A 25,804-nucleotide genomic window follows, 5' to 3' on the forward strand; every position below is an offset into this window, starting at 1 on the left:
TTAACCGTCGTCACATTATATTTCAGTCGGGATTGGCAGGCTGCGTTGACATTATACTGCGCTTATTGAATGTAAACGCAAACATTTGATAACAAACTGTTAAATCTATAGTCATTAATGCCGAGCCGCGGTATGGTATGGCATGCAAAATCGCCCTTGGGCGAATGAATACAGTTCGTTGGCTGAGGTACACTCGATAAAAAGGAAACGACATGTCTCAACAACCCACCGCCAAATACCGTGATGATTACCGTGCACCGGACTTTACCATTACGGATATCAACCTTGAATTTGATCTTGATCCGAACAACACCCTAGTCACGGCGGTTAGCCAGGTGAAACGCCTGAATGATCACGCCACCGATCTGGTGTTAGACGGGGACGCGCTCACGTTAGTGCGCCTAGATATCAACGGCGACCCCTGGACAGCCTATAGTGAAGAGGCGGGCAAATTGATTGTCCGAGACGTCCCAGCCGCATTTACTTTAACCATCCAAACTCAGCTCGATCCTGAAAACAATACCGCTCTCGAGGGGCTATATATTTCGGGCGGGGCTTATTGTACTCAGTGTGAGGCGGAAGGATTTCGCCGGATCACTTATTATCTCGACCGTCCCGATGTGTTAGCTCGCTTTACCACCAAGGTGATTGCGGATAAATCTACATACCCATACTTACTCAGTAACGGCAATAAGATTGCGTCGGGTGAGTTGGAAGGTGGCCGCCACTGGGTAGAATGGCATGACCCGTACGCGAAACCCAGTTACCTATTTGCACTGGTCGGCGGCGATTTTGATGTGTTACGTGATACGTTTGTGACCCGCTCTGGACGTGATGTGGCACTGGAAATCTTTGTTCATAAAGGGAATTTAGATCGTGCCGATCATGCGATGACTTCACTGAAGAACGCAATGAAATGGGATGAAGAGCGGTTTGATCTTGAATATGATCTAGATATTTACATGATCGTCGCCGTTGACTTCTTCAACATGGGTGCCATGGAGAATAAAGGCTTAAACATCTTTAACTCCAAGTATGTATTGGCAAACGCCGAAACCGCCACCGACACCGATTATCTCGGTATCGAAGCGGTCATTGGGCATGAGTACTTCCATAACTGGACGGGGAACCGAGTGACATGCCGTGATTGGTTCCAACTTAGCCTGAAAGAAGGGTTAACTGTTTTTCGTGATCAAGAGTTCTCCTCCGACTTAGGCTCGCGCTCTGTCAACCGTATCAGCAATGCGCGTATTATGCGTGGCCCCCAGTTTGCTGAAGATGCCAGCCCTATGTCTCATCCGATCCGGCCAGAAAAAGTGATCGAAATGAATAACTTTTACACCCTGACGGTGTATGAAAAGGGCAGTGAAGTTATTCGTATGATGCATACCATTTTGGGTGAAACCGGGTTTCAAAAAGGGGTCAAACTCTACTTTGAACGTCATGACGGTACAGCAGCCACTTGTGATGATTTTGTTCAAGCAATGGAAGATGCGTCTGGGGTCGATCTGACTCAGTTCCGCCGTTGGTACAGCCAATCTGGGACGCCGGTGTTGAATGTATCATCGACCTATGACCCCGATAGCAAACAGTTGGCGTTACATGTCACGCAGCACACGCCGCCAACAGCGGATCAGCAAGAGAAGTTGCCGCTATATATTCCACTGGATATTGCACTCTATCGTCGCGACGGCAGTGTGATTGAGTTACAACGTCACGGTGAGTCGGTCTCAAACGTCCTGGCGGTGACAGATGCTGAGCAGACCTTTATTTTCGATGGGGTGGATGAGCAACCTGTGCTTTCCCTGCTCAGGGAGTTCTCCGCGCCAGTGAAGCTTGAGCATGACTATCAAGACGATGAATTGGCATTCTTACTGCAACATGCGCGCAATGATTTCGCGCGGTGGGATGCGGGTCAGAGTCTACTGGCTAAGCATATTAAGGAGAACGTCGCACGGGTACAAAACGAACAGCCTATTGATGTGCCCTTGTCAGTGATTGATGCATTTCGTGGCGTATTGCTCAGCGACAACACGGATCCGGCATTGATTGCGGAAGTGATCAACTTACCGACCGAGACGGAAGTGGCTGGCTGGTTTGATATTGTCGACGTTGATGCGATTCATCAAGTCATGGCGGCGTTCAAGCAACAATTTGCCGATCATATGGTTGATGAGTTTGACGCGGTATACCGGCAGTATGCGCAACCTGAATATCAGATCACCCACAAAGCGATCGGTGAACGCGCTTTACGTAATGCCTGTTTGAGCTATCTCGCGCACACGGAAAACGGCAACACGCATGTAGAGCGTCATTACCAAGCCGCGAACAATATGACTGACACCATGGCAGCATTGAATGCCGCTAACAATGCGCAATTACCGTGTCGTGAACCACTGATGAAAGATTTCAGTGATAAATGGCAGCATGATGGACTGGTGATGGACAAATGGTTCATGCTCCAAGGTGCGAACCCTTCCGAGACTGCCTTAGAGCAGGTGAAAGCACAGATGGCGCACCCTGCCTTTACGCTCAAAAACCCCAACCGTGTACGCAGTTTGGTCGGGGCATTTTGTAATCGTAATCCGGCGCGTTTTCATGCCCAAGATGGTAGCGGCTACCGCTTTTTAAAAGAGATCTTGGTGACCTTGAATCAGTCGAATCCACAGGTGGCATCACGATTGATTGATCCTATGCTCAAGCTGGCCTATTACGATCACCATCGCCAGCAGCAAATGCGACAGGTACTGCAAGAGTTGGCAGATATGGATAACTTAGCTGCGGATCTCTATGAAAAAGTAGAAAAAACACTTGAGCAGTAAGAAACGATTTGGGATAAAATCAGCCAAGCGTTAACAAGTGTGAAAAGCCGTCCACCTTGGGCGGCTTTTTGTTTTCGGTGGTTGATTGGTTTGCGGTGTCACGGTGATAGGTTGAGCGGAAGAGATGGAGTACTATTTTAACGTTTACATTGCTTACTCAGAGTATCAACACTACTACAGTGGTGCCGCGGCCAATGTGGTGGTGACGACCGATCAGGGTCTGCGTCTTCAGATCCCGGCTTCGCGTTTTCGTCCTTTCCTATCGCAACTTGGTATACGCGGGCGTTTTAAACTGGTGACCGACGCCAACCATAAGTTCCAGTCGCTAATGCGGGTTGCCTAGTGGGGCGCGAGTGATGCCTCGCCAATTCTTCTGTTTAAATAGCCACACCAGTCACATTCTGGCGAAATTCGCGTAAATCCAGCCGTTTACCTATAACGTTTTTACCTGCCAAGCCTTACACTAGACAGTGCGTTTGTTAACGCAATGTTTACCTCTGAATACTCACAACGATAATGTTCTAAAAAGGACAACGGAGCTCCAGAATGACCTCGCGTGACCCTATAGTACCTGTGTTACTTGAGAAGGTTTATCAGCTGATTGCCGATAAACTGGATGATACTCAACAACCACTTGTCGATGCATTAGCCAAAAGGATATTGGGTCAAATCTCTGATGATGACTTGCAGGAACGCAATGAGTCAGATCTTTATGGTGCTGTGATGAGTTTGTGGCACCATCTAAACACCTTCGAACAAGACAAAGTGTTTGTAAAAGTCTTTAACCCGAGCCTAAGTGGTAATGGCTGGCAGTCCACCCACACCATTGTCGAGATCTTAGCACCAGATGCCCCCTTCCTGGTCGACTCGGTGCGCATGGCCCTCAACCGTTTGGGGATCACGACCCACCTAATGCTTAATACCCCGATAAAATCACAAAAAAATGATCAGGGTAACGTGATTGCGATTGGCGGTGACAACGGGCAGTTCCAAAGTACGTTCCACATCGAAATCGACAAAATGTCCGATGAGTCAGAGATGGCTGCATTAGAGGCGGAATTGTCTGAAACCTTGATGGATGTGGTGATGGTGGTAAACGACTGGAAGCCGATGCGTGAGCAAATGCTTGCGCTGGTATCGGAGCTGAAAGATACACCGTTACCCATTGATGATGAACGTCGCCAAGAAGCGATCGAGTTTTTGAGCTGGATTACCGATAACAACTTTACCTTTATGGGGTATAAGTGTTTTGACTTAGTCGCGGTGGAAGGGGATTACGAGCTTCGTGCTAGCGCAGATTGCAATGCACTCGGCTTAGCCAAAAAGCATAAATCGCCCGCCGTCCTTAGCCTATCAGACATGCCAGAGTCAGCGCGCGCCGAGGCGCTGAAAAAAGAATTACTGGTGTTGACGAAAAGCAATGCCAAATCTCGTGTTCATCGTCCGGCTTATGTGGATTACATCGGGATCAAAAAATTTGATCAAGATGGCAATGTGATTGGTGAGCACCGTTTCACCGGTCTTTATGCATCTTCAGCGTATAACCAATCCACCGCCAGTATTCCCGTCTTGCGTAACAAAGTGCGTCGCATTCTTGATAACAGTGGCTTTTATCGTGAATCACACTCGTGGAAAGCACTGGCGAATATTTTGGAAAACTATCCCCGTGATGAGCTTTTTCAGGCGACCGAAGAAGAAATGCGCGACGTTGGCATGGGCGTGGTGCAAATGCAAGATCGTGACATGCTGCGCGTGTTTGTTCGTCGCGATCCATTCGGGCGGTTTTTCTCGTGCATGGTGTATATCACCCGTGAGCGCTATAACACCGAGTTCCGTCGTCAAACCCAACGTATTCTTCAGCAGTACTTTGGCTCTGATCAGACGGTAGAATTTACCACTTTCTTCTCGGAAAGCCCCTTGGCGCGGACGCACTATATCGTCCGAGTAGAAAACAACAATTTCGATATTGATGTGAAGAAGATCGAACACAATCTAACAGAAGCGGCTTCGTCTTGGGACGATCGTCTGCAAGAGGCTGTGATCGCAAACTTTGGTGAAAACCGAGGCACACCGATCGCCAAGCGTTACCTGCGGGCGTTTCCACGTTCGTACAAAGAGGCCATGCTGCCTGGATCAGCGGTGGCGGATATTGAGCGCCTTGAGGGACTCAGTGATGATAACAAGCTCGATATGCTGCTTTATCGCCCCCAAGAGGTAAGCCATCAATCGAACGCGATCAGCCTGAAACTCTTCCAAAAAGGCGAACCTATTCACTTGTCTGATGTGATGCCAATGCTAGAAAACCTTGGCTTACGCGTGATTGGTGAATCACCTTATGAAGTAGAAACCAGTCAAGGGGATGTATACTGGATCCTCGACTTTTCGATGTTGCACAGTGCTGGATCGGCGTTTGATCTTGGTAATGCCCGGGATCGTTTTCAGCATGCCTTTGCGGATATCTGGCATGGCCGTCTGGATAACGATGGCTTCAACCGCCTGGTGCTTAATGCCGGTTTGTCGGGGCGTGAAGTGACGATTTTACGTGCGTATGCGCGTTATATGCGTCAAATTGGCTTTCCATTTAGCCAGGCCTATATTGAAGAGACGCTAGCGTCACACTCTCAACTTGCCAGTTTCTTGGTAAAACTATTCAATACGCGTTTTGACCCGGTTGGTAAACAAACGAAGCGGGCACAAGACATTATCATCAATGATATCGAAGAAGCCCTCGATAATGTCGAGAGTCTTGATGATGACCGTATTATTCGCCGCTACATGGAAATCATGTTGGCGACCACGCGAACGAACTTTTTCCAAAAAGATCCGGACAATGGCCAAGACAAGCCTTACTTGTCGTTAAAACTCGAGGCCTCTGAGATCCCGGATATGCCTAAACCTGTTCCGGCGTTCGAGATCTTCGTGTATTCACCGGATGTAGAAGGGGTGCATTTACGCGGCGGCAAAGTCGCACGTGGTGGCTTGCGGTGGTCCGATCGGCAAGAAGACTTCCGCACCGAAGTGCTGGGGCTGGTTAAAGCGCAGCAAGTGAAAAACACGGTGATTGTGCCCGTCGGAGCCAAAGGTGGGTTTGTATGCAAGCGACAGCACCAGCTCTCGGGCCGAGATGCAATTTTTGCAGAAGGGAAGCGCTGCTATCGGATCTTCATCCAAGGGTTGCTCGATATTACCGATAATATCGTGGAAGGCACCCTGACACCGCCGCAACACGTTGTGCGTCATGACGAAGATGATGCCTATCTCGTGGTGGCTGCAGATAAAGGTACCGCGACCTTCTCCGACCTTGCTAACAGTGTCTCAGCGCAATATAACTTCTGGCTGGGCGATGCTTTCGCGTCTGGTGGCTCCAACGGTTATGACCACAAAAAAATGGGGATCACCGCAGCGGGTGCTTGGGAATCGGTGAAGCGTCATTTCCGCGAAGTGGATATCAATTGTCAAACCACAGACTTTACCTGTGTGGGGATTGGCGATATGGGAGGCGACGTGTTTGGTAATGGCATGTTGCTCTCTAAACATATTCGCTTAGTGGCAGCCTTTAACCACATGCATATCTTCATTGACCCTGAACCTGATGCCGCGAAAAGCTGGAAAGAGCGCCAACGCCTTTTCAACCTGCCGCGCTCAAGTTGGGAAGATTATGACAGCGAGTTGATTTCCAAAGGCGGGGGGATATTCTCCCGTCGAGCGAAGTCGATTAACTTAACGCCAGAAATACAAAAACTGCTTGGTACACGCAAGCAATCGATGGCGCCGAACGATCTGATCAAACAGATCTTAAAAGCCAAAGTCGATCTGCTATGGAATGGTGGGATTGGCACCTATGTTAAATCGTCCGATGAAACCCATACCTCTGTTGGCGATCGCGCCAATGATGGGTTACGTGTTAACGGCAATGAAGTCGGTGCGCGCATTATCGGTGAAGGCGGTAACTTAGGGATGACACAACTGGGGCGTATTGAGTATGCGCTCAAAGGTGGCCGCGTCAATACCGACTTCATTGACAATGTCGGCGGGGTAGATTGCTCAGATAACGAAGTTAATATCAAGATCTTGCTCAATGGGCTGGTCGCTGCCGGTGACTTGACCATGAAAAAACGCAACGAGCTTTTGGAGCGGATGGAAGATGAAGTGTCTGATATTGTGCTTGAAGATGCGTACAGTCAGAGCGAGTCAATTTCCGTAACCCACAATCAGCAAGCGGCGTTATTAAAAGAGCAGATCCGCTTTATTCATTATCTTGAAAAAGAGGGCAAGCTGGATCGTGCTCTTGAATATTTGCCGGATGATGAGACCTTGTCTGAGCGTAACTTACGTGGCACGGGCCTAACTCGCCCAGAAATTGCTGTGCTGGTGGCGTACGGGAAAATGGTGCTCAAAGAGCAACTGGTGGTTGATGAAGTGACGCAAGATGCACACTTTGGCCAGCTACTCCCCAGTTATTTCCCGAAAGAGTTACAGCGTCACTATCGCAAAGAAATGGAATCCCATCCATTGAGAGGCGAGATCATTGCTACCGCCTTGGCGAACCAGATGTCGAACGACATGGGCTTCAATTTCATTACGCGTATGCAAGATGAAACGGGAGCAAGTGTCAGTGATATTGCCAAATCGTATGCGATTGCCCGTGATGTGTTTGGTTTTGAACAACTGTTTGACGATGTGCGAGCGCTAGATAATCAGGTCAGCGCCAAGGTGCAATACGATATCTTGTTCCGTTGTCGCCGGATGCTACGCCGAGCAACCCGATGGATGCTACGTAACAAACGCAAAGGGGAAAGTATCGAGGCACAAGTGGCCTTTTATCGTCCGGCGCTGCAAAACTTGGTCGAGCACTTGGATGACTATCTGGTTGAGAGTGAAATCAAAGAGCATGATCAACAAGCGGAGACGCTACGACAAGCTGGGGTGCCGGATGCACTGGCGAATAGAGTCTGTCGTCTAACCAGCGTGTTCTCTGGATTGGACTTAGCACAGGTGTCAGAGCAGCTGAATAAACCGTTCGAGCTGGTGGCACGCTTGTACTATGTGCTAGGGGATAGCTTGTCACTGCACTGGTTCTTGAAACAAATCAACAACCAACCGGTGGATAACCACTGGCAAGCGTTGGCGCGTGCGTCTTTCCGCGAAGATCTGGATTGGCAGCAACGATTACTCACCGCCCGTATCGTGTCCGAAATGGCAACCGATCAAGATGCTGAGACGGGATTAGCCCAGTGGATGGATGAGCACGTAGTCATTCTCGGGCGTTGGCAGAGCATTGTTGATGAGTTCAAAGTGGGCTCAGTGCATGAGTTTGCCAAGTTCTCCGTCGCGTTACGCGAATTGTCGCTGTTAAATTTAAATTGAATTAAAGCGCCAATAACGCAATAATCTAGCCCCGTTTATACGGGGCTTTTTTATTAGGAGGGATAATGCTTTACCGCCTCGCCAGACCGGCTATCTTTCAGTTAGATCCAGAAAAAGCACATGATCTAACCATCAACACCCTTTCTCGATTCCATCACACCCCGCTTCGTTTTCTCTATTCCCAACAGCTTCCTCCTCGTCCAGTTACCGTAATGGGACTCAACTTTAATAATCCCGTTGGTCTAGCGGCAGGATTGGACAAAAACGGCGAGTGCATAGAAGCCTTTGGTGCGATGGGTTTTGGTTTTGTGGAAGTGGGGACAGTGACACCCCGGCCACAACCGGGAAACGACAAACCTCGACTTTTTCGTATTAAAGCCGCCGAGGGGATCATCAACCGTATGGGGTTCAATAACCTGGGGGTTGATGCGTTGGTAGAAAACGTCAATCGTGCGAAAAACTTCGATGGTGTGTTGGGTATTAATATTGGCAAGAACAAAGATACACCCATCGAGCAGGGCACCGATGACTATGTCGTCTGTATGCGAAAAGTGTACCCATATGCCGACTATATCGCGGTTAATATCTCGTCGCCCAATACGCCAGGATTACGGACGTTGCAATATGGCGAGATGTTCGACGAACTTCTGAGCACACTGAAAGCCGAACAGGCACAGTTGGCAGACACTCACGATAAATACGTGCCTCTGACGGTTAAGATTGCCCCAGATTTGAGTGAAGAAGAAATTCAACAAGTGGCGCAAGCACTGATTCGTCACCAGATCGATGGTGTGATTGCGACCAACACCACGCTTGAGCGCTCATTGGTAGATGGTATGCCTCATTATCGTGAAGCGGGTGGGCTAAGTGGCCGTCCTGTTCAACTAAAAAGCACCGAGGTTATTCGTCAACTACATCGTGCGCTCGATGGGGCGATGCCCATCATCGGTGTGGGGGGAATTGACTCAGTCACGGCGGCGCGTGAAAAGTTGGAGGCAGGGGCGGATTTGGTGCAAGTCTACTCTGGGTTGATTTACCAAGGCCCTGGGCTCATAAAACAAATCGTGCGTCATATTTAAGTTAGGAAATAAAGTCTTAAGGTATAAAAGGGGGCGTTTTCTTCCCCTTTTTTTTTCGCTTCAGCCCATTACACTTCAGGCAATGGCAGTTTTGGTATCGCCAGACACCCAGTTAGTGAGTCATCGCGGGAGCTGAAGTATGTTAAAACCTAACAATGCATGGAGATGGTATTTCGATAATACGTCGAATTCACTAATGCTGGATTTAGGCGACGACATGGTTTTTCGCGTGGCGGTCAACGCCAAACATCTCATCCCCGATGCGTTCTCATCATCCCCATTTTCTGTTGAGGATGCATCACTCTTTCAACGTTTGACCGATCCCCTGTCAAACCTCTCTCTTTCCGGCCCTCGTCAGGCCGAACTCGCTTTGAACGCAGTGGCAGCCTATCGCTTCCACAAACCTGTCTTACCTAAAAGCTGGTTTTTCGAGCCACAACAAGACACTATCGCCACCCCTGAGTGGGGGCAAATAGTCGAGCTCACCAGCCAAACAGGGGATAGGGCGCCGTTTATTATCATAGAGAACGCCGGTTCTGCCTCGCTCTGCATGCTCGCACGTGAGGCTGATTTTGAACTGAGCGCGAATAAAACAATGGCGTTTTGTGGTGCGATTAAAGTAATGAACGACCGGCTATCGCAACCAATACTTCAAACAAATAGCCAAAAAGGTCGCTTTGCGTTAGTGGGCTGAGTGGTTTTCACTCAGCCCACGCCTCCTTTCTTCCCTCACTTTTCTTGTTTCTTGTACAGACTACAGCGCTATAGCTGTATCTTGACGTTTCTTATACCAAACAAATGTGCATAAAAAATGTGATATCAGTTCATTTTGTGAGCGAAAAGTGTGCACATGCCTGCGCATTTTTTCATTGATTTGGGGATGTTTTCACCCTTATAAGGCCAATGAATGACGCCTTTCTTCCTATTTTTGCCGTTAAAATGCTTGAATAAATCCATCCTGGTATAGTCCAGTTTACGCAATTTGCGATTCATTCCCAAAGGGAAAGATAAGCCATTTTCGTTTTAATAGTATCAGACATAATGTGCGTAATAGTCACAGTAAATGCTTACACGCGTTCAGCTCAAAACGGATTTGGCGAGGTGAGATGAGTGACAAAGCAAAGTGGTTTCCTGAGGGAAACAGGTATGCGCATCAAGTTAGGGTGATTGATTCCCACTGGAAACAAGGGTGCCTAGATATCTGTTTCTTAGTGGAAACAACAATCCGGCGATTTATTCATCACTCAATGAGATTGTCGCCGCTTGGGTCAACGATAGGCGTAAGATTGATGTATAATCGCCGCCATGATGACAACGACGCCCAAAGGGTGTAGAGACTGAATGAAACACTATCTCGCAATAACCGCTCGAGGTCTCGAGCACATGCTAGCTCAAGAGCTTGAACAACTTGGCGTATCTAGCCTCAAACAAGTCCATGCAGGGGTTAAATTTAAAGCCGACGATTCAACACTGTATCAATGCTGTTTATGGAGTCGGATTGCGTCACGGTTCGTCTTGGTGCTGGGCGAGTTTGCGGTGCGCGATGATATGGATCTCTACCTCGGTGCAACGGCCATTAACTGGCCAGATTATTTTCACGCCAGTCAGCGGATTGCGGTGGACTTTAATGGTACCAATCGCGAGATACGTAACAGCCAGTACGGGGCGTTGAAAGTCAAAGATGCGATTGTAGACAAATTTGAAAAGTCGAATTTGCCCCGTCCAAGCGTCGACCGCGAGCAGCCTGATTTACGTATCCATATGCGGTTATCGAAAGATCAAGGCCTGCTTGGGATTGATATGGTGGGGAGCGGCCTACATCAGCGTGGCTATCGCACCCAGGCTGGCGCGGCACCATTACGAGAAACCCATGCCGCGGCTTTGGTGGCAAGGAGTGGCTGGAAGCCCGATCAGCCTTTGATGGACATCATGTGTGGCTCGGGCACCTTGCTGATAGAAGCGGCGATGATGGCAGCGAAAATTGCGCCTGGATTAAAGCGCAAGCGTTGGGGCTTTGAATCATTGTTGGGCTTTGATGATGAAGCCTTTAAAGCGATCAAAGCTGAAGCGAGTGTCAAGGCGAAACGAGGTGTAAGTCAGTGCCAGACACGTTTTTATGGCACTGATAACGATGCCCGTATCATTGAGACAGCACGTGCGAATGCACGACGTGCTGGCGTTGGTGAATTGATTGACTTTGAAACGGGTGATGCCACGCAAGTGACGCCGCCTGAGGGATTCTCAGGGGGACATATTCTTTCTAATCCGCCGTATGGGGAGCGCTTGGGAACCACGCCTGGCTTGATAGCCCTCTACACGCAGCTCGGTGATCACCTTAAAGAGGCATTTGCGGGGAACACGGTTTCTTTGTATTCAGGTTCGGAAGAGTTGCTTAGTTGCTTGCGGATGCGTGCGGATGACAAATTTAATCTACGCAATGGTGCGTTAGATTGTGTGATGAAAACCTATGCGGTCACCGCGCGTGGTGAAAAATCGGAGAGTGAGGCGGCAAAGGCGGACGTCGCCCCAGATTTTGCTAATCGCTTGCGCAAGAACATGACCAAACTGGATAAATGGGCAAAGAAACAAGGGCTAGAGTGTTATCGACTCTATGATGCTGACTTACCGGACTATAAAGCCGCGATTGATCGGTATCGCGACTTTTTGGTCATCCAAGAATATGCGGCACCGAAAACAATTGAGCCAGAAAAAGCACGTCGTCGCTTGCTGGATATGGTGCGCGCAGCCATCGCGGTGACCGGTGTGGATGCCAATAAAGTGGTGCTAAAAACGCGCGAAAAGCAAAAGGGCAATAACCAATATCAAAAACTCGCCGGCGCATCTAGAACGATGACGGTCGATGAATATGGCGTGGCGCTTGAAGTTAATCTCTATGATTACCTGGATACAGGGTTATTTCTCGACCATCGCTATACCCGTCGTCTAATTGGTGAGAAAGCACAAGGGAAAGATTTCCTTAATCTCTTTGCCTACACGGGCAGCGCGTCCGTTCATGCTGCGGCAGGTGGTGCACGGTCTACAACGACTGTCGACATGTCAAAAACCTATATAGCGTGGGCTGAACGCAATATGGCGCTCAATGGCATTGTCGGGCGTCAGCACCGTTTTGAGCAGGCAGACTGTCTACAATGGATTCGCCAGTCTAACCAGCAATTTGATTTGATCTTTATCGATCCGCCGACATTCTCCAACTCGAAAAGAATGCAGAGTACTTTTGATGTTCAACGTGATCACCTTGATGTGCTTTTAGCACTGAAGGACCGTTTGCGTCCCGATGGGGAAATTATTTTTTCCAACAACAAACGGCACTTTAAGATGGATAGTGAGGGGTTAGCCGCGGCCGGCTTACGTGCGGAGAATATTAGCAAGCGTTCGATTCCTGAAGATTTTGCCCGCAACCCACATATCCATAATTGCTGGATAATCCGTCATCAGGCAGTATCAGCATGACACTCGTATTGTTTAGCACGGAAGGGTGCCACCTTTGTGAACAAGCGTGGGCACTCTATCAATCTCTCGGTTATCAAACGCCACTCAACAGTCAAGACATTGCCTTTGACGATGCGCTCTTTGAGCGTTACGGCGTCACAATCCCTGTGATTGCAATCCGCGATCAGTCTGGAAAGGTGAGGGCTGAATTAGGATGGCCGTTTGATCACACACAATTACAAGCTTGGTTAACGCAACATGGCATTGATTAAAATAACCTCCGCCCAGTTGGCGTATGGCGACAACCCATTACTGGACAAAACAGACTTTATTCTTCAGCCAGGTGAGCGCGTGTGTCTTGTTGGACGCAATGGTGCGGGCAAGTCGACGCTGATGAAAGTCCTTGATGGTCAGGTACAGCTCGATGATGGCAGTATTCAAAGCCAATCTGAACTTAAAGTCTCTCGGCTTGAGCAAGATCCACCACGAGATAGTCAAGGCACTGTGTTTGACTATGTGGCCGAAGGTCTCGCTGAGGCAGGGGACAAGCTAAAGCAGTATCACCAACTGATCGCGAAGATCGAAACAGATCCTAGCGATCGCAACATAGCCGAGTTGGCCAAAGTGCAAGAAGCACTGGACCATGCTGACGCTTGGCGCTTTGACAATCAAATAATGGTGGTATTAGGGGCATTAGGACTGGAAGGTAACACCGCGCTTAAAGCCCTATCGGGTGGCTGGCAACGCAAAGCCGCCTTAGCGCGCGCACTTGTCTGCGAGCCGGATGTGTTGCTTCTTGATGAGCCAACTAACCATCTGGATGTTTCGACGATTCTGTGGTTGGAGCAGTTCTTGAAAGACTTTAAAGGCGCGATCGTCTTTATCTCGCATGACCGTTCGTTTATCGGGGCAATGGCCACGCGTATCGTGGATCTTGACCGCGGCAAGTTGACCTCATGGCCAGGTGATTATCAAACCTATCTGGACGGTAAAGAAGAAGCTCTGCGTGTAGAAGCCGAGCAAAATGCCGAGTTTGATAAAAAACTTGCCCAAGAAGAGGCCTGGATTCGTCAAGGTATCAAAGCGCGTCGCACCCGCAATGAAGGACGTGTACGCGCATTGAAAGCGTTACGGCAAGAGCGTGCGAGTCGTGTTGAGTTACAGGGTAACGCAAACCTGCAGCTCGATGACGCCAACCGCTCGGGGAAAATTGTGTTTGAAGCCGAAAACGTTGCCTTTACCTATCAAGATCAGCCACTGATTAAGCCATTTAGCTTTACGGTGATGCGCGGCGATCGCATTGCACTAATTGGCCCCAACGGATGCGGTAAGAGTACGCTGTTGAAGCTGATGCTTGAAAAACTTACCCCAGACAGCGGGCACTTGCACGTGGGGACCAAGCTCGACGTGGCCTATTTTGACCAATATCGTGAGAAACTGGATCCAGAAAAAACGGTGATCGACAACCTGGCAGGGGGCAAAACAGAAGTTGAAGTAGGTGGCCGAAAACGTCATGTCATGGGTTATTTGCAAGACTTCTTGTTTCATCCACGCCGTGCGCAAACCCCGGTGAAAGCGCTATCAGGAGGAGAGAAAAACCGCCTATTGCTGGCCAAGCTTTTCCTCAAGCCTGCCAACTTACTGGTACTTGACGAGCCGACCAACGATCTTGATATCGAAACGCTCGAGTTGTTGGAAGACTTACTTTCACAGTTCCAGGGAACCTTGTTATTGGTCAGCCACGACCGTCAGTTTGTCGACAACACAGTGACGCACAGCTGGATATTTGAAGGCGACGGCACCATTAATAAATTTGTTGGGGGGTATCACGATGCCCAACAACAGCGTGAGCAGTATCTCAAAGCCATCACACCCAATAGCCGTAACCATTCAATGAGTGGTGAGGGTGATACGGAACAAAAGACGGCAAAACCTAAGAGTAAGCCACGCAAGCTATCTTATAAACTGCAACGTGAGCTAGAAGCCCTGCCGGCGCGGCTTGAGGCGTTAGAAGAAGAGATTGAAGCGTTACAATCAGAAATGAACGATCCTGATTTTTTCTCGAAAAGTCAGGACATTACTCAACCTAAACTGACTCGATTAGCTGAGGCTGAACAAGCTTTAGAGCAAGCCTTTGAACGCTGGGAAGAATTAGAGGCTATGCAATAATTGTGTTAGTGACGTTGTCACATATAGAGGGATATGACTCACATTTTGTTTAGTCGTTGCTCGATAGTGCTTGCTTAAAAAATAATCATGATCGAAGCTGTAGAGGATGCTTCATAAAAACGTCATAGACGGAAGTATCCTTGCAAATGGCAAGCAGCATTGAACAAAATGGAATAAAGAGGGCGACCCTATGAAAAGACAGAAGCGAGATCGTTTGGAACGCGCACAGTCAAAGGGCTTTCAAGCTGGGATAAACGGTCGATCGTCTGAACTATGTCCTTACCAACAAACGGATGCGAGAAGTAGCTGGCTTGGCGGATGGCGCGAAGGCAGAACCAGTAAATCGGAAATGATGAAGTAACCTCTTTTTATATTTACGGCCTTATCGTTTTGGTAAGGCCTTTTTAAATACATCGTAATGCACTATAACTTTGTCTATTTGCCACTAAATAGACATAAGTACAGCAATCAATTTATCCAATCACTAACAATTTCCTTCTTAGTTGTCCAAAAGCGGAGAAGTACTTGATAAGTAGGAAGGGAGGGGTAATAGAAGCCGGCGATGGTCATCTCACCGGCTCGACAGAGAGGATTAGAACGCGGATGTGTCTTGGAAAAGACCCACTTTCAGATCTTTAGCGACGTAAATCTCTTTATCATCAACGTAGACGCGGCCATCACCGACACCCATAACGAGTTTACGGTTAATCACGCGTTTCATGTGAATTTCATAACGAACACGCTTAGCCGTTGGCAATACTTGTCCGGTAAACTTCACTTCACCAACACCCAGGGCACGGCCTTTGCCTTCGCCGCCAACCCAGCCGAGGAAAAAGCCAACTAGCTGCCACATAGCATCTAAGCCAAGGCAACCTGGCATCACTGGATCACCTGGGAAATGGCAGTCGAAAAACCATAAATCTGGGTTGATATCCAACTCAGCGACAATCACGCCTTTATCAAAGTCACCGCCTTGATCGGTAATGTTGGTGATACGGTCCATCATCAGCATGTTTGGTGCCGGAAGCTGTGGACGTCCCGGGCCAAAGAGCTCACCTTGGCTAGATGCGAGTAAATCGTCGCGGTTATAGGAATTTTGGCGTTTCATTATATCTAAACTGCTCCTTATTCAATTGCGAGCAGGTTAGCGTACACGTGTACGCCAAACAACTCGGATCAGTACTGGCCAAACCAGTTTTTTAAGCGTTTAAACAAACTGTTGCAGCTTTGTTTTTCATCAGTATGAAAATGATTTATTCGATTAGATATTTTTCTTAGCAATGTCTCCTCATCGTCTCCGGAGAATGGGAGACCTGTCACAAGCGGCAAGGCTTGTTCGACATCATCCACCGCCCAAATATGAAATTGACCGGCTTTAATCGCTTCAACAACGTCGTTCCGTAGACACAAGGATGAGAGGTTCGTTTTAGGTAACACGACACCTTGTTGACCCGTTAATCCTCGATGCGCGCAAACTTGATAATAGCCTTCAATTTTTTCATTAATCCCGCCTACCGCTTGTACGCGACCAAATTGGTCAACTGCACCAGTGATGGCAATGGCTTGATTAATCGGTTGTTGAGATAGCGCGCTCACAAAGGCACACAACTCGGCCAAGGATGCACTGTCACCATCCACTTCACTATACGATTGTTCGAATACAATGGAAGCCGAATAGGGTAAAGGGTCATCAAGATTTAGCGCCACGCTCACAAAGGCTTGCATAATCATCATGCCTTTGGCGTGAATGTTACCTGCAAGCTCGGCTTTGCGCTCCACATCAGCAATATCGCCATCACCGGAGTGAACAACACAAGAAATTCTCGCTGGCTCACCGTAACTCATCGGATGGCCAGGCACTTCGATCACAGTTAAACCGTTGATTTGGCCGATATGCTCGCCACGGGTATCAATAAAAACCTGTCCTTTGTGGATATCTTCAATCGCACGCTCGGGGAGATAGGCAGCACGTTGGTAACGCTGACAGATAGCGGCATCAATGGCGGCTTTGTCGAGCGCATCCGACGCCGTTATGACAGACTCAGCCAGTAGTTGCTGATACCAAACTGGACACAAGGGCATCCGCCATTGATCTTCGCTTTCTCGTGCCCCTGCTTGTAATAAACGCACTAAGCCTGATTCTGTCATGGGTAAGTGCGTTTGAGCGGTGACCAAGCCTTTAAGCCAAGCAAAGTAGGGCACAATGGTGGCCGAGTCGAGCGCAATATCTTGCTCATATTCGGCATAAGCTGACAGACCTTCGTAGAGATCAGGCTCATTGGTTTCAAAGTCGGCCAGCCACTGTCTGTCGCCGACTAACACCAAACGTACGTTCAGTGCCTCATCGGGCAAATCCGTTACTTGATCGGCACGGGCGGTTTGCCAGGCGAGTTTGCCTGATGATAAAAACTGCTTGAGGCGCACCCAGACGCGTGGCTGCTGCAGTACATCCGCCACTTTTAAAATCAATACGCCATCGTGAGCTTGATGCAGTAAACCGTACTTCTTTTGTGACGCTGTCACATTTTTATTCGCATCATAAGCAAAGCCAAACAGTGTTGATTCGGTAAATGCGTCACCGATCACAACCGGCATCTCTGGGTACTGTGCAACTAATTCTGCTTGATAGGCATTAAGATATTGAGGCAAGTCAGCTGACATCACGGTAAGACAAGCCGTTGGACACGAAGGTGACATTAACCAAGTCAGTGCCTTTTTTAAGCGCGATTGCAGTGATAACAGTGAGGCCGCCTCTAAATGCGCGAATTGTGCAATGTCGAGAGAAAACTGAGAATAATGTGGTTTGGCATCACGCCAATCAACTTCATGCATGTCTATGATTACTGACTAAGATTAGAATGGACAGAGTATAAAGGATAACACACTGTGGTAATAGGATAGTGCGGCCATAGGATCGTCCACTGGCGTACGCGGTATCTTTGAGGTGTGCGATAATTGAACAGACAGCGAGTTAGTGTTACGCTGTCACCACATGGCGTGACTGAAGCTTGGCATATGAAATATCAACAACTCGAGAACCTTGAGGCAGGCTGGAAATGGGCCTACCTAGTGAAAAAGTGGAAAGACGGTGACGCTGTCACAAAATACATTGATAGCGATGAGGCTCAGACGGCCGTTGACGCCTTGTTAGCGCTGGAGCATGAACCAACGCGTGTACATCAATGGATTGAAAAGCACATGTCACCTTCATTGGAGAAGAAACTAAAACAAGCGATTCGTGCCAAGCGGAAGCGTCACTTTAACGCCGAGCAAGAGCAAACGCGGAAAAAATCTATCGATTTGGATTATCGTGTGTGGGAGAAGCTCTCGCAAAAAGCACACGAGCTTGACGCGACCTTGTCAGATACCATTGAATATTTACTTTCTGAGGCTAATCGCTCAGAGAGTGCTAATAAGCAGGTAGACACCTTAAAGCAAGATCTGAGTAACTTGCTGGGTATGTAGAACCGTTTGACCGATAAGCGAGCATCGCAGTATGGGCTATTTTTTACTTATCTCTTTTGCCATCTTTCTCGCATTTATGTTGATTGACCGGCCACTGATCGTGATTGCGTTTAAAGATGGCCAGCTAGTGCGTCACAAAGGGAAAGTGCCGAAAGGTTTCTTACATGACTGCCAAGACATTGCGAAGCGTCATCCGTTCACGGGCACAGTGAAAGTGTATAGCAACCGCTTTAAACCCGCGAAGGTGGTGATGTCGCGCAGCATTGATAACCGCATTCAGCAACGCATCAAAAACGTATTCCCACATCAGTCATTCAAATAGCATCAGATTACAAGCCATGCTGGACAAGGAGCGATATGATAAGCGAGAAAAGCGATATCGCTCCTATATTGACTCGTACCCATCAGTGCGCATTATATAGATTATGTTAAATTCAAGTTTGAGGTCTGATGTTGGATACTGTTTCTGCTCGCCTAGCACTCTTCCTTTTTTGTCATTAAACGTAATTAGCTATTTACCATAAAATAGCTAATTACTACTTCCTTGAATCGTCATTACCCCAAGAGTTGCTTGGCCTAAGTCGATTCAAGTCAGCGGTAATTAGTGGAAAGATCTAATGGCTGATGAGCATGCAGTACGGCGTTAAGGCTTGCCGCCCTAATGGGCTTGGTAACAAAGTCATCCATGCCGGCACGGACACAGCGCTGTTTATCCTCATCCATTGCATTGGCGGTCAGCGCAATGATCGGTCGTTTAAACCCTGAAGCACGCAGCGCTTTGGTGGCAGCGATGCCGTCCATGACAGGCATCGACATATCCATCAGCACAAGATCAAATTCTGTTTGTTTAACCTGTGCCAGTGCTTCTTCACCATTGGATGCTAATACGACGGTATGACCCTGTTTTTCCAGCATTAACCTAACCACCATTTGATTAGCACGGCTATCTTCGGCGACCAATATCGACATAGCCTGCACGGCGTCGGCCGAGACGTTTGGTTGTGCTTGGTGTTTTTGTGCATCTTGAGGTGTTTCGACAATCGGCAAACGAACGCAGAAGTCAGTTCCCTGGTAAGGCTCACTTTCCACATGAATACTGCCTCCCATCATCTCTACCAGCTTTTTACAAATGGATAATCCAAGGCCAGTACCGCCGAAGCGGCGAGTAATGCTGCCATCCGCTTGAGTAAAAGGCTCAAAGATTCGACCAATCTGTTTTTCGTCGATGCCGATTCCTGAATCTTTCACCCATAACTCGAGTACATCATCATGAGCGTCAAGTGACACTGTCACCCCGCCGCGTTCCGTGAATTTTAAGGCATTGGCCACCAAGTTAAGGAGTATCTGCGTAAAGCGGTTCTCATCCATAAACAAGGTGTTGGGCACAGAAGAAGAGACACTAACAGAGAGGTTAATGCGCTTTTTATCGGCCCGCTCAATCAATTGTTGATAGACATTCGATACGCTATCGCTGGGCTTCATCAATGAGGGAGATAGCGAAAAACGGTTGGACTCAATTTTAGATAGATCGAGAACATCGCTGATCAATGTTAGCAATAGCTGAGCAGATTTATCCATTTGCCCTACCCACTGCTTTTGTTCTTGCGTTAATGAAGAGTGTTGCAATGCATCGATCAATCCTAAAACAGCATTGAGCGGCGTGCGGATTTCGTGGCTCATAACGGCAAGAAACTGCGATTTGGCATTATTGGCTAACTCAGCTTGCTGACGAGCCTGTTGCAATTCGACAACACGACGCTTGGTCGCAGTGATATCTTTAGCCGTCCCTCGATAACCGGCGAGCTCACCGCGCTTATTATAGCAAGGACGGCCTGAGAGGCTTACCCAGTAGTCATGGTGACGAGATTCTATATGCCATTCAATATCGCTAAAGGCTTCTTCTGTGTATATGTACTCTTCTAATTTCGTTTTTAATTCGGCGTCTGATTTGAGCTTTGCCAGCAGGGCTTCAGCATCGATGTCGGTATCAGTATTGGGTGATGACAGGTAAGTCAGTTGAAATTGGTTGTCGAGCTCCCAAAACCAGTCACTGGCTGTTTGGGCAAAGTCTTGAAAGCGTTGCCGGCTAGCATTTAGTTCCTGAGTGCGACTCCCCACTAATGCATGTAGACGGTGACGGTAGTCGATATCCATAATGGTGCGTTCAATCAAGGGGCGAAATCGGTCGATGACTTGCTGGGCTTCGTTATTAAATGCATCGCGGCGGTGTGACAGCAAAATAAGCATGACTTCGCTGTCATTTACCGTTAATCCGCTAATCAGCGCAGTACCTTGTAAATAACTGGCGTATTGATGCGTTAAGCAATGCATCTCTTTCACCATGCCAGGTTTATAGATAGCAACCGTTTCACCACTTACACAGCGGCGGAACACATCGCCTGTTTGCCAAGTGACTGTTTCCAGTAAGCGTTCAGTCGATACGAGACAGCGAAACGCATCTTCTGTTTCTCGGTTACGGCTTAGCGCCACGGCGCTATCAAAGCTGACATACCGGCGGATCACATCAAGTAAGGAAGCAAAAATATCAGTTTTTGACGTCGCTTCCGTCATGGCTGAGATTGCCGACAAAATCGCGTCGTTTTCTTCCCTTAAACGCTTTTCTCTTGCTTCAACACGACTGAGTTCAAATAAGGTTTCTTGTAAAGATTCAGAGTCTGAACGTTCAGAGGCCGATACGCGTTTCGACGTCATGATTAATCCTTATGAAATAACACAGCCGAGATCATTAAATTACCATGGGACAGTTCCCCACCTTTAAACAAGCCTTGTTCACCAAAGGTAAACGGGCAGACAAACGGCGCAGTGTATAAGGCCGTGTTGATATTGTCGGCGACTTGGTCAAGGCGATCTTTGACATGAAGCATACACCCCGCACAATAAATCGCCAGTCCACCGAGAGGTTGAGGCGTTCGCAGCGCATGATCGTTTGCCGATTCCACGACTCGACTTGCACGGGCAATCAACCCTTCACTGGTGCCTGTCATAAAGTGCGCGGTTTGCCCTACGGCTATTTGGGAGAAGAGTTCCATGTGCCCTTCTTGGTTAACAAACATGGGGTGTGACAAAGTGTAATAAGGTAAGCCGTGTATCTTGCCCGTTTGTGTCCCGAGCGGATACAAGGTTGATCGTGCGAACAGCGAGTCGCCTAAATCTAGCGTTTGCCCGGTTTCTTCTTCGTACCAGTCTTTATATACCGCCGATGGGGGTTTATGGTCCAAGCTCACTAAGGTGCGACCACGTACCTCTGTGACGACGGCCTTCTTGGTGGTGGCCGCATAACCAGAGTGGAATGAATAACTCACCCGTGCGGTTGGATAAAAAACACTGATTGCGATGCCAGATTGCGCGGTTTGCTCATTATCGAAAATGGCCCATCGTCCGCCGACGGTGTCGGCCGCAGCGGAGCCACCTATCACTGGGACCGATACGCCTAACTCTTCTCGAATGGCGGCTAACGTCGTTTCCTCATCACCCGGAGTACTGTGTAAAGCGATGAGTTTGGGGAGCTCGCCACAACGGCCGCTCTCTTCTATCGCTTGATTAAGCGCAATGCGCGCTGAATCGCGTATAGGACGATGGGCTTGGTGTGGCACGAGGGATGTGCCGTAACTCCCCTTTTCATCACTACAAGCCCAGACGGCGGCTGTCGGCCCTTCGATATAACCGGCTTGCGTCATGACACCGCAGCAGGTCGTGCACCCTATCAATGGCACGCTAGGGAAAAGCGCAACCATTGCTCGCTGAAGTGCATCAACATCGTATTGTTCCGTGCAGTAGAGCATTAAAAGCTTAGGTGCCTTTAGACGGCCCAATAAAGTGCGCGCCAGTGTTTGCGCGGCGTCTACTGCGTCTGGACTTTGTGTGCATGCCGTGGCTATTTTCATCTTAATGTTCGTTATTGTGCTCGCGATTTATCACGATTTTAATGATACCTGCATCAGGCGATCAAATCATTGCGCTAGTCGGCTGAAATAGTGGTTTAAATCACGTATCCTATTTCCCTATTTATATCGCTAGAGTGCTCAACATGGATTGTCGACCCGTTGCGTTATTCGGTGGAGCCTGCGCCTTGGGTGCCACTATCGCCTACCAATTGGCCGCGAAAGGCTATACGCCAATTATTATTGATCACAATCAAACGGCAGCGCTCGATATCGTCGCTCATGATCCCAGAGTCAGGTTTAAAGAAGCACCTGTATTCACGCCCGGTACCCTCCAAGCCACGCTTGATCAGTGCACCGCGCAACTCTCTCCTTTTGTCGGTGCTGTTATCGTGTCTGAGCAGGGGCATGCCTATATACAATCATTAGGGGTTGGTGGGCTGGATGCATTTTGTCAGATGGGGGCTCGTTGTGTCGTTATTCATACGAGCAGCCATCTGAGCAGCGCCCCCCTACTAAATGACAAGCTGGCTACAAATCGCCTGCAACGGATTAACAGTATAAGTTTCTGGTCGGATCACAATATTAACACTGATGTGGAAACATTACCGTCGCGTAAAAAGAGCGAAGTTTTATCTCCATTGGTATGCTTTCTTTTAAGTGATGAGTCAAATAGCATTAATAATCAAGATTTTAAGATGAATATATGACGAGTAACAAAAAGAAACACTCATAAATAAGCGTTTCCTTTTATAATGAGCGTAAAATAGAATAAATAAGATTTAAACCGCAGTTTATCACTCGCTTTTGGGGTAATTAAATTTAAATTGATATCGATCAAAGACAAGGTTAAACCTCATCGGATTGCGAGGTAAATCTTGTGTTTTCCATTGCCAAGTTAGCGTGATCTTATCCCCATTTCTATCTAGCTGATCGCTAATTTCGATCTGCTTACTTCCTTCTTCTCCCCAATAAGCCGAATGTGGTTTTTTGTCTGAAACCACTGAAAAAATTACATTATCTTGTTCTTCACTCCAGGCGAACTCTATGAGCTGCTGAGATTGTGACGTGCCACAAAATCCACGTTCCCCTTCACAGTCTATAATGGTCAATCCAGGTGTATAGACCAGCGTCCTCCAGAAGAAAGCAACCACCAAAAGTGTAAGCATAACGATGATTTGCGCGAGTCGTCCTCGAGTGAGTTTTTCTGCTGCCATGAGTCGCTTTCTCCGTGTTACAGAGGTCAAAGTTTTATAAGAAAGGTAGGTAAGCCGCACTAAGTGTGTGGGTTAGACCCTGTTTTTTAACCAGTATCTACAGTATGATTCTGGTCGAAAATGCCATTTTTACAAAGAAATAGCAACGGAGTGTGTAAAGTGGTTAAAAACCATACGCAACGGGGCGTTTTCTTAAAAATGGTATGTTAACAGGCGAAGCGGAGGCTTCGTCCGTATCAAACGTGAGTGTAGTTAACTAAAAGTGGAAGCATGCAATATGAGCCAAGTTAAGCAGCTTGAACAAGACTACAACTACCGCGTTGTCCGCTTATTTACCCTAACAACGATTTTGTGGGGTATTGTGGGCATGGCTGTAGGTGTACTTATTGCCGCTCAATTAGTGTGGCCTGCACTGAACTTTGATATTCCGTATTTGACGTATAGCCGTCTGCGTCCACTGCATACCAACGCAGTGATTTTCGCTTTCGGTACCAGTGCGTTGTTTGCAACCTCTTATTATGTTGCGCAGCGAACTTGTCAAACACGGTTGTTCGGAGGGAAGTTAGCAGAGTTCACCTTCTGGGGTTGGCAAGCCATCATCCTTTCTGCAGCCATCTCGCTGCCAATGGGATACACCACCTCTAAAGAGTACGCTGAACTAGAGTGGCCAATTGATATCGCCATCGCGGTGGTATGGGTCGCATACGCTATCGTATTCTTTGGCACGCTTATCAAGCGTAAAACGTCACATATATATGTGGCCAACTGGTTCTTCGGTGCCTTTATTCTGACCATCGCGGTGTTGCACATCGTCAACAGCATGGCAATCCCTGTTTCACCGATGAAGTCTTACTCCATCTATGCTGGCGCAGTTGATGCGATGGTGCAGTGGTGGTACGGACACAACGCGGTTGGCTTCCTGCTGACAGCAGGCTTTTTGGGTATGATGTACTACTTCGTTCCCAAACAAGCGGGTCGCCCTGTTTACTCGTATCGACTCTCCATCGTCCACTTCTGGGCATTGATTTCGCTCTATATCTGGGCGGGTCCTCACCACCTTCATTACACGGCCCTGCCCGATTGGACACAGTCACTGGGGATGGTGATGTCGTTAATCTTGTTTGCACCTTCGTGGGGCGGGATGATTAACGGTATTATGACGTTGTCAGGTGCGTGGCATAAACTTCGCTATGATCCCATTTTGCGCTTCCTTATCGTGTCTTTGTCATTCTATGGCATGTCTACGTTTGAAGGCCCAATGATGTCGATCAAGACAGTTAACGCCTTGTCGCATTATACCGATTGGACAATCGGTCACGTTCATTCTGGTGCACTCGGTTGGGTCGCAATGGTCTCTATCGGCTCTATCTACCACTTGATTCCTAAACTGTTTGGTCAAGAGCGTATGTACTCAGTGTCTTTGGTGAACGTACACTTCTGGCTTGCCACGATTGGTACCGTGCTTTACATCGTTGCTATGTGGATTTCTGGTGTGATGCAGGGCCTGATGTGGCGCGCCGTCAACACTGACGGTACGTTGACATACAGCTTTGTGGAGTCATTGGAAGCCTCCTATCCGTTCTACTTCGTCCGCTTTATCGGCGGTGCGATTTTCCTATCAGGCATGTTCTTGATGGCTTACAACGCATATAAAACGATTCGTGCGCCTGAAGCTAGCTTGAAGTCGCTTGAGCCTGCGGTGTAAGGAGGACGATTAAATGAGTTCAAATCGCCACGAGATAGTAGAAAAAAACACAGGTTTGCTAGCGATTTTGATCATCGTTGCAATCAGCTTTGGTGCATTGGTGGAGATAACGCCATTGATTTACCAAAAGCAAACCACTGAACCGGTAGATAACCTTCGTCCGTATACAGCGTTAGAAATGGAAGGACGTGACATCTACATCCGTGAAGGGTGTAACGTGTGTCACAGTCAAATGGTTCGTCCATTCCGTGCTGAAACCGAGCGTTACGGCCACTATGCCGTCGCAGGGGAAAGTGTTTGGGAGCACCCCTTCTTATGGGGCTCTAAACGTACCGGTCCTGACCTCGCCCGAGTTGGGGATCGTTACTCTGACGAATGGCACCGCGTTCACTTAATTAATCCACGTGACGTAGTACCTGAATCGAACATGCCTGGTTTCCCTTGGTTAGCAGAGAACAAGCTGGATGGGGAAACAACGGCCGCGAAGCTGAAAGTATTCCGTGACCAATTTGGTGTGCCATACACCGATGAGGACATCGAGAATGCCAAGGCGGCGGTTGAAGGTAAAACGGAGATAGAAGCGTTGATTGCTTATCTTCAGTCACTAGGTCACGCAATGAAGTAATAA

At 48.2% G+C, this 25,804-nt stretch carries 19 protein-coding genes; 14 read left to right on the top strand and 5 right to left on the bottom strand.

Going from position 1 to position 25,804, the window contains the following annotated elements:
* Positions 1-212: 212 nt before the first annotated feature.
* The 9 genes from pepN to rmf all read left to right on the top strand — a co-directional run bounded on the left by pepN (position 213) and on the right by rmf (position 15,248).
* Positions 213-2,822 (top strand): aminopeptidase N, encoded by a 2,610-nt coding sequence (gene pepN / locus EHW58_RS05190; RefSeq protein ID WP_152795152.1) that lies wholly within the window; start codon positions 213-215, stop codon positions 2,820-2,822.
* Positions 2,823-2,946: 124 nt separating this feature from the next.
* The gene (locus EHW58_RS05195; RefSeq protein ID WP_046073214.1) at positions 2,947-3,165 is read left to right on the top strand and encodes a DUF2835 domain-containing protein; all 219 of its coding nucleotides are present in this window, start codon (positions 2,947-2,949) and stop codon (positions 3,163-3,165) included.
* 203 nt (positions 3,166-3,368) lie between these two features.
* Complete coding sequence (locus EHW58_RS05200; protein WP_046073215.1) at positions 3,369-8,189, top strand: NAD-glutamate dehydrogenase; 4,821 nt, start codon at positions 3,369-3,371, stop codon at positions 8,187-8,189.
* A gap of 65 nt (positions 8,190-8,254) precedes the next feature.
* On the top strand, positions 8,255-9,268 hold the full coding sequence (gene pyrD, locus EHW58_RS05205; protein WP_152795154.1) for a quinone-dependent dihydroorotate dehydrogenase: 1,014 nt from the start codon (positions 8,255-8,257) through the stop codon (positions 9,266-9,268).
* Positions 9,269-9,407: 139 nt separating this feature from the next.
* Positions 9,408-9,962, top strand: coding sequence for a cell division protein ZapC (locus tag EHW58_RS05210; RefSeq protein WP_046073217.1), 555 nt, complete (start codon positions 9,408-9,410; stop codon positions 9,960-9,962).
* Positions 9,963-10,609: 647 nt separating this feature from the next.
* Positions 10,610-12,739, top strand: a complete 2,130-nt coding sequence (gene rlmKL / locus EHW58_RS05215; RefSeq protein ID WP_152795156.1) for a bifunctional 23S rRNA (guanine(2069)-N(7))-methyltransferase RlmK/23S rRNA (guanine(2445)-N(2))-methyltransferase RlmL — start codon at positions 10,610-10,612, stop codon at positions 12,737-12,739.
* On the top strand, positions 12,736-12,990 hold the full coding sequence (locus tag EHW58_RS05220; RefSeq protein WP_077606192.1) for a glutaredoxin family protein: 255 nt from the start codon (positions 12,736-12,738) through the stop codon (positions 12,988-12,990). Before rlmKL ends, EHW58_RS05220 begins: the two co-directional genes overlap by 4 nt.
* Positions 12,977-14,887, top strand: coding sequence for an ABC transporter ATP-binding protein (locus EHW58_RS05225; RefSeq protein ID WP_152795158.1), 1,911 nt, complete (start codon positions 12,977-12,979; stop codon positions 14,885-14,887). The genes EHW58_RS05220 and EHW58_RS05225 overlap by 14 nt, the downstream gene beginning before the upstream one ends.
* Positions 14,888-15,077: 190 nt before the next feature.
* Positions 15,078-15,248: a ribosome modulation factor gene (gene rmf, locus EHW58_RS05230; protein WP_077458712.1), complete on the top strand. Its 171-nt coding sequence runs from the start codon at positions 15,078-15,080 to the stop codon at positions 15,246-15,248.
* 231 nt (positions 15,249-15,479) lie between these two features.
* On the opposite strand, the gene fabA is transcribed toward rmf, so the two are convergent.
* Complete coding sequence (fabA, locus tag EHW58_RS05235) at positions 15,480-15,995, bottom strand: bifunctional 3-hydroxydecanoyl-ACP dehydratase/trans-2-decenoyl-ACP isomerase (RefSeq protein ID WP_046073221.1); 516 nt, start codon at positions 15,993-15,995, stop codon at positions 15,480-15,482.
* Between the two features lie 68 nt (positions 15,996-16,063).
* The gene (locus EHW58_RS05240; protein ID WP_152795160.1) at positions 16,064-17,719 is read right to left on the bottom strand and encodes a Lon protease family protein; all 1,656 of its coding nucleotides are present in this window, start codon (positions 17,717-17,719) and stop codon (positions 16,064-16,066) included.
* 183 nt (positions 17,720-17,902) lie between these two features.
* Between EHW58_RS05240 and matP the strand changes: the two genes are divergently transcribed.
* Together matP and EHW58_RS05250 are read left to right on the top strand one after the other, a co-directional pair.
* A complete protein-coding gene (gene matP, locus EHW58_RS05245; protein WP_046073223.1) occupies positions 17,903-18,352 on the top strand; it encodes a macrodomain Ter protein MatP in 450 nt (149 codons plus the stop codon).
* Between the two features lie 31 nt (positions 18,353-18,383).
* Complete coding sequence (locus EHW58_RS05250; RefSeq protein WP_046073224.1) at positions 18,384-18,674, top strand: DUF3634 family protein; 291 nt, start codon at positions 18,384-18,386, stop codon at positions 18,672-18,674.
* 269 nt (positions 18,675-18,943) lie between these two features.
* On the opposite strand, the gene EHW58_RS05255 is transcribed toward EHW58_RS05250, so the two are convergent.
* Positions 18,944-21,064 (bottom strand): ATP-binding protein, encoded by a 2,121-nt coding sequence (locus tag EHW58_RS05255; protein WP_077577811.1) that lies wholly within the window; start codon positions 21,062-21,064, stop codon positions 18,944-18,946.
* Between the two features lie 2 nt (positions 21,065-21,066).
* Positions 21,067-22,257, bottom strand: a complete 1,191-nt coding sequence (locus EHW58_RS05260) for an FIST signal transduction protein (protein WP_152795162.1) — start codon at positions 22,255-22,257, stop codon at positions 21,067-21,069.
* A gap of 143 nt (positions 22,258-22,400) precedes the next feature.
* Here EHW58_RS05260 and EHW58_RS05265 point away from each other — a divergent pair, with 143 nt between their 5' ends.
* On the top strand, positions 22,401-22,964 hold the full coding sequence (locus tag EHW58_RS05265; protein WP_152795164.1) for a hypothetical protein: 564 nt from the start codon (positions 22,401-22,403) through the stop codon (positions 22,962-22,964).
* Between the two features lie 87 nt (positions 22,965-23,051).
* Here the strand turns inward: EHW58_RS05265 and EHW58_RS05270 are convergent, their stop codons facing one another.
* The gene (locus tag EHW58_RS05270) at positions 23,052-23,471 is read right to left on the bottom strand and encodes a hypothetical protein (RefSeq protein ID WP_152795166.1); all 420 of its coding nucleotides are present in this window, start codon (positions 23,469-23,471) and stop codon (positions 23,052-23,054) included.
* Between the two features lie 277 nt (positions 23,472-23,748).
* On the opposite strand from EHW58_RS05270, the gene ccoN reads away from it, so the two are divergent.
* Positions 23,749-25,176, top strand: coding sequence for a cytochrome-c oxidase, cbb3-type subunit I (gene ccoN / locus EHW58_RS05275; RefSeq protein ID WP_046073229.1), 1,428 nt, complete (start codon positions 23,749-23,751; stop codon positions 25,174-25,176).
* Positions 25,177-25,189: 13 nt separating this feature from the next.
* Positions 25,190-25,801, top strand: a complete 612-nt coding sequence (gene ccoO, locus EHW58_RS05280; protein ID WP_046073230.1) for a cytochrome-c oxidase, cbb3-type subunit II — start codon at positions 25,190-25,192, stop codon at positions 25,799-25,801.
* Positions 25,802-25,804: the final 3 nt, after the last annotated feature.

The organism is Salinivibrio sp. VYel1, from assembly GCF_009377945.1.
In the GTDB taxonomy this organism is placed as follows: domain Bacteria; phylum Pseudomonadota; class Gammaproteobacteria; order Enterobacterales; family Vibrionaceae; genus Salinivibrio; species Salinivibrio siamensis.

Coding starts and splice junctions, on each gene's coding strand:
- EHW58_RS05225 (WP_152795158.1), top strand. CDS start 12,977: ATGGCATTGATTAAAATAACCTCCGCCCAGTTGGCGTATGGCGACAAC.
- fabA (WP_046073221.1), bottom strand. CDS start 15,995: ATGAAACGCCAAAATTCCTATAACCGCGACGATTTACTCGCATCTAGC.
- rlmKL (WP_152795156.1), top strand. CDS start 10,610: ATGAAACACTATCTCGCAATAACCGCTCGAGGTCTCGAGCACATGCTA.
- pyrD (WP_152795154.1), top strand. CDS start 8,255: ATGCTTTACCGCCTCGCCAGACCGGCTATCTTTCAGTTAGATCCAGAA.
- matP (WP_046073223.1), top strand. CDS start 17,903: ATGAAATATCAACAACTCGAGAACCTTGAGGCAGGCTGGAAATGGGCC.
- EHW58_RS05240 (WP_152795160.1), bottom strand. CDS start 17,719: ATGCATGAAGTTGATTGGCGTGATGCCAAACCACATTATTCTCAGTTT.
- pepN (WP_152795152.1), top strand. CDS start 213: ATGTCTCAACAACCCACCGCCAAATACCGTGATGATTACCGTGCACCG.
- EHW58_RS05200 (WP_046073215.1), top strand. CDS start 3,369: ATGACCTCGCGTGACCCTATAGTACCTGTGTTACTTGAGAAGGTTTAT.
- EHW58_RS05195 (WP_046073214.1), top strand. CDS start 2,947: ATGGAGTACTATTTTAACGTTTACATTGCTTACTCAGAGTATCAACAC.
- EHW58_RS05265 (WP_152795164.1), top strand. CDS start 22,401: ATGGATTGTCGACCCGTTGCGTTATTCGGTGGAGCCTGCGCCTTGGGT.
- EHW58_RS05210 (WP_046073217.1), top strand. CDS start 9,408: ATGTTAAAACCTAACAATGCATGGAGATGGTATTTCGATAATACGTCG.
- EHW58_RS05270 (WP_152795166.1), bottom strand. CDS start 23,471: ATGGCAGCAGAAAAACTCACTCGAGGACGACTCGCGCAAATCATCGTT.
- rmf (WP_077458712.1), top strand. CDS start 15,078: ATGAAAAGACAGAAGCGAGATCGTTTGGAACGCGCACAGTCAAAGGGC.
- EHW58_RS05260 (WP_152795162.1), bottom strand. CDS start 22,257: ATGAAAATAGCCACGGCATGCACACAAAGTCCAGACGCAGTAGACGCC.
- EHW58_RS05255 (WP_077577811.1), bottom strand. CDS start 21,064: ATGACGTCGAAACGCGTATCGGCCTCTGAACGTTCAGACTCTGAATCT.
- EHW58_RS05220 (WP_077606192.1), top strand. CDS start 12,736: ATGACACTCGTATTGTTTAGCACGGAAGGGTGCCACCTTTGTGAACAA.
- ccoO (WP_046073230.1), top strand. CDS start 25,190: ATGAGTTCAAATCGCCACGAGATAGTAGAAAAAAACACAGGTTTGCTA.
- ccoN (WP_046073229.1), top strand. CDS start 23,749: ATGAGCCAAGTTAAGCAGCTTGAACAAGACTACAACTACCGCGTTGTC.
- EHW58_RS05250 (WP_046073224.1), top strand. CDS start 18,384: ATGGGCTATTTTTTACTTATCTCTTTTGCCATCTTTCTCGCATTTATG.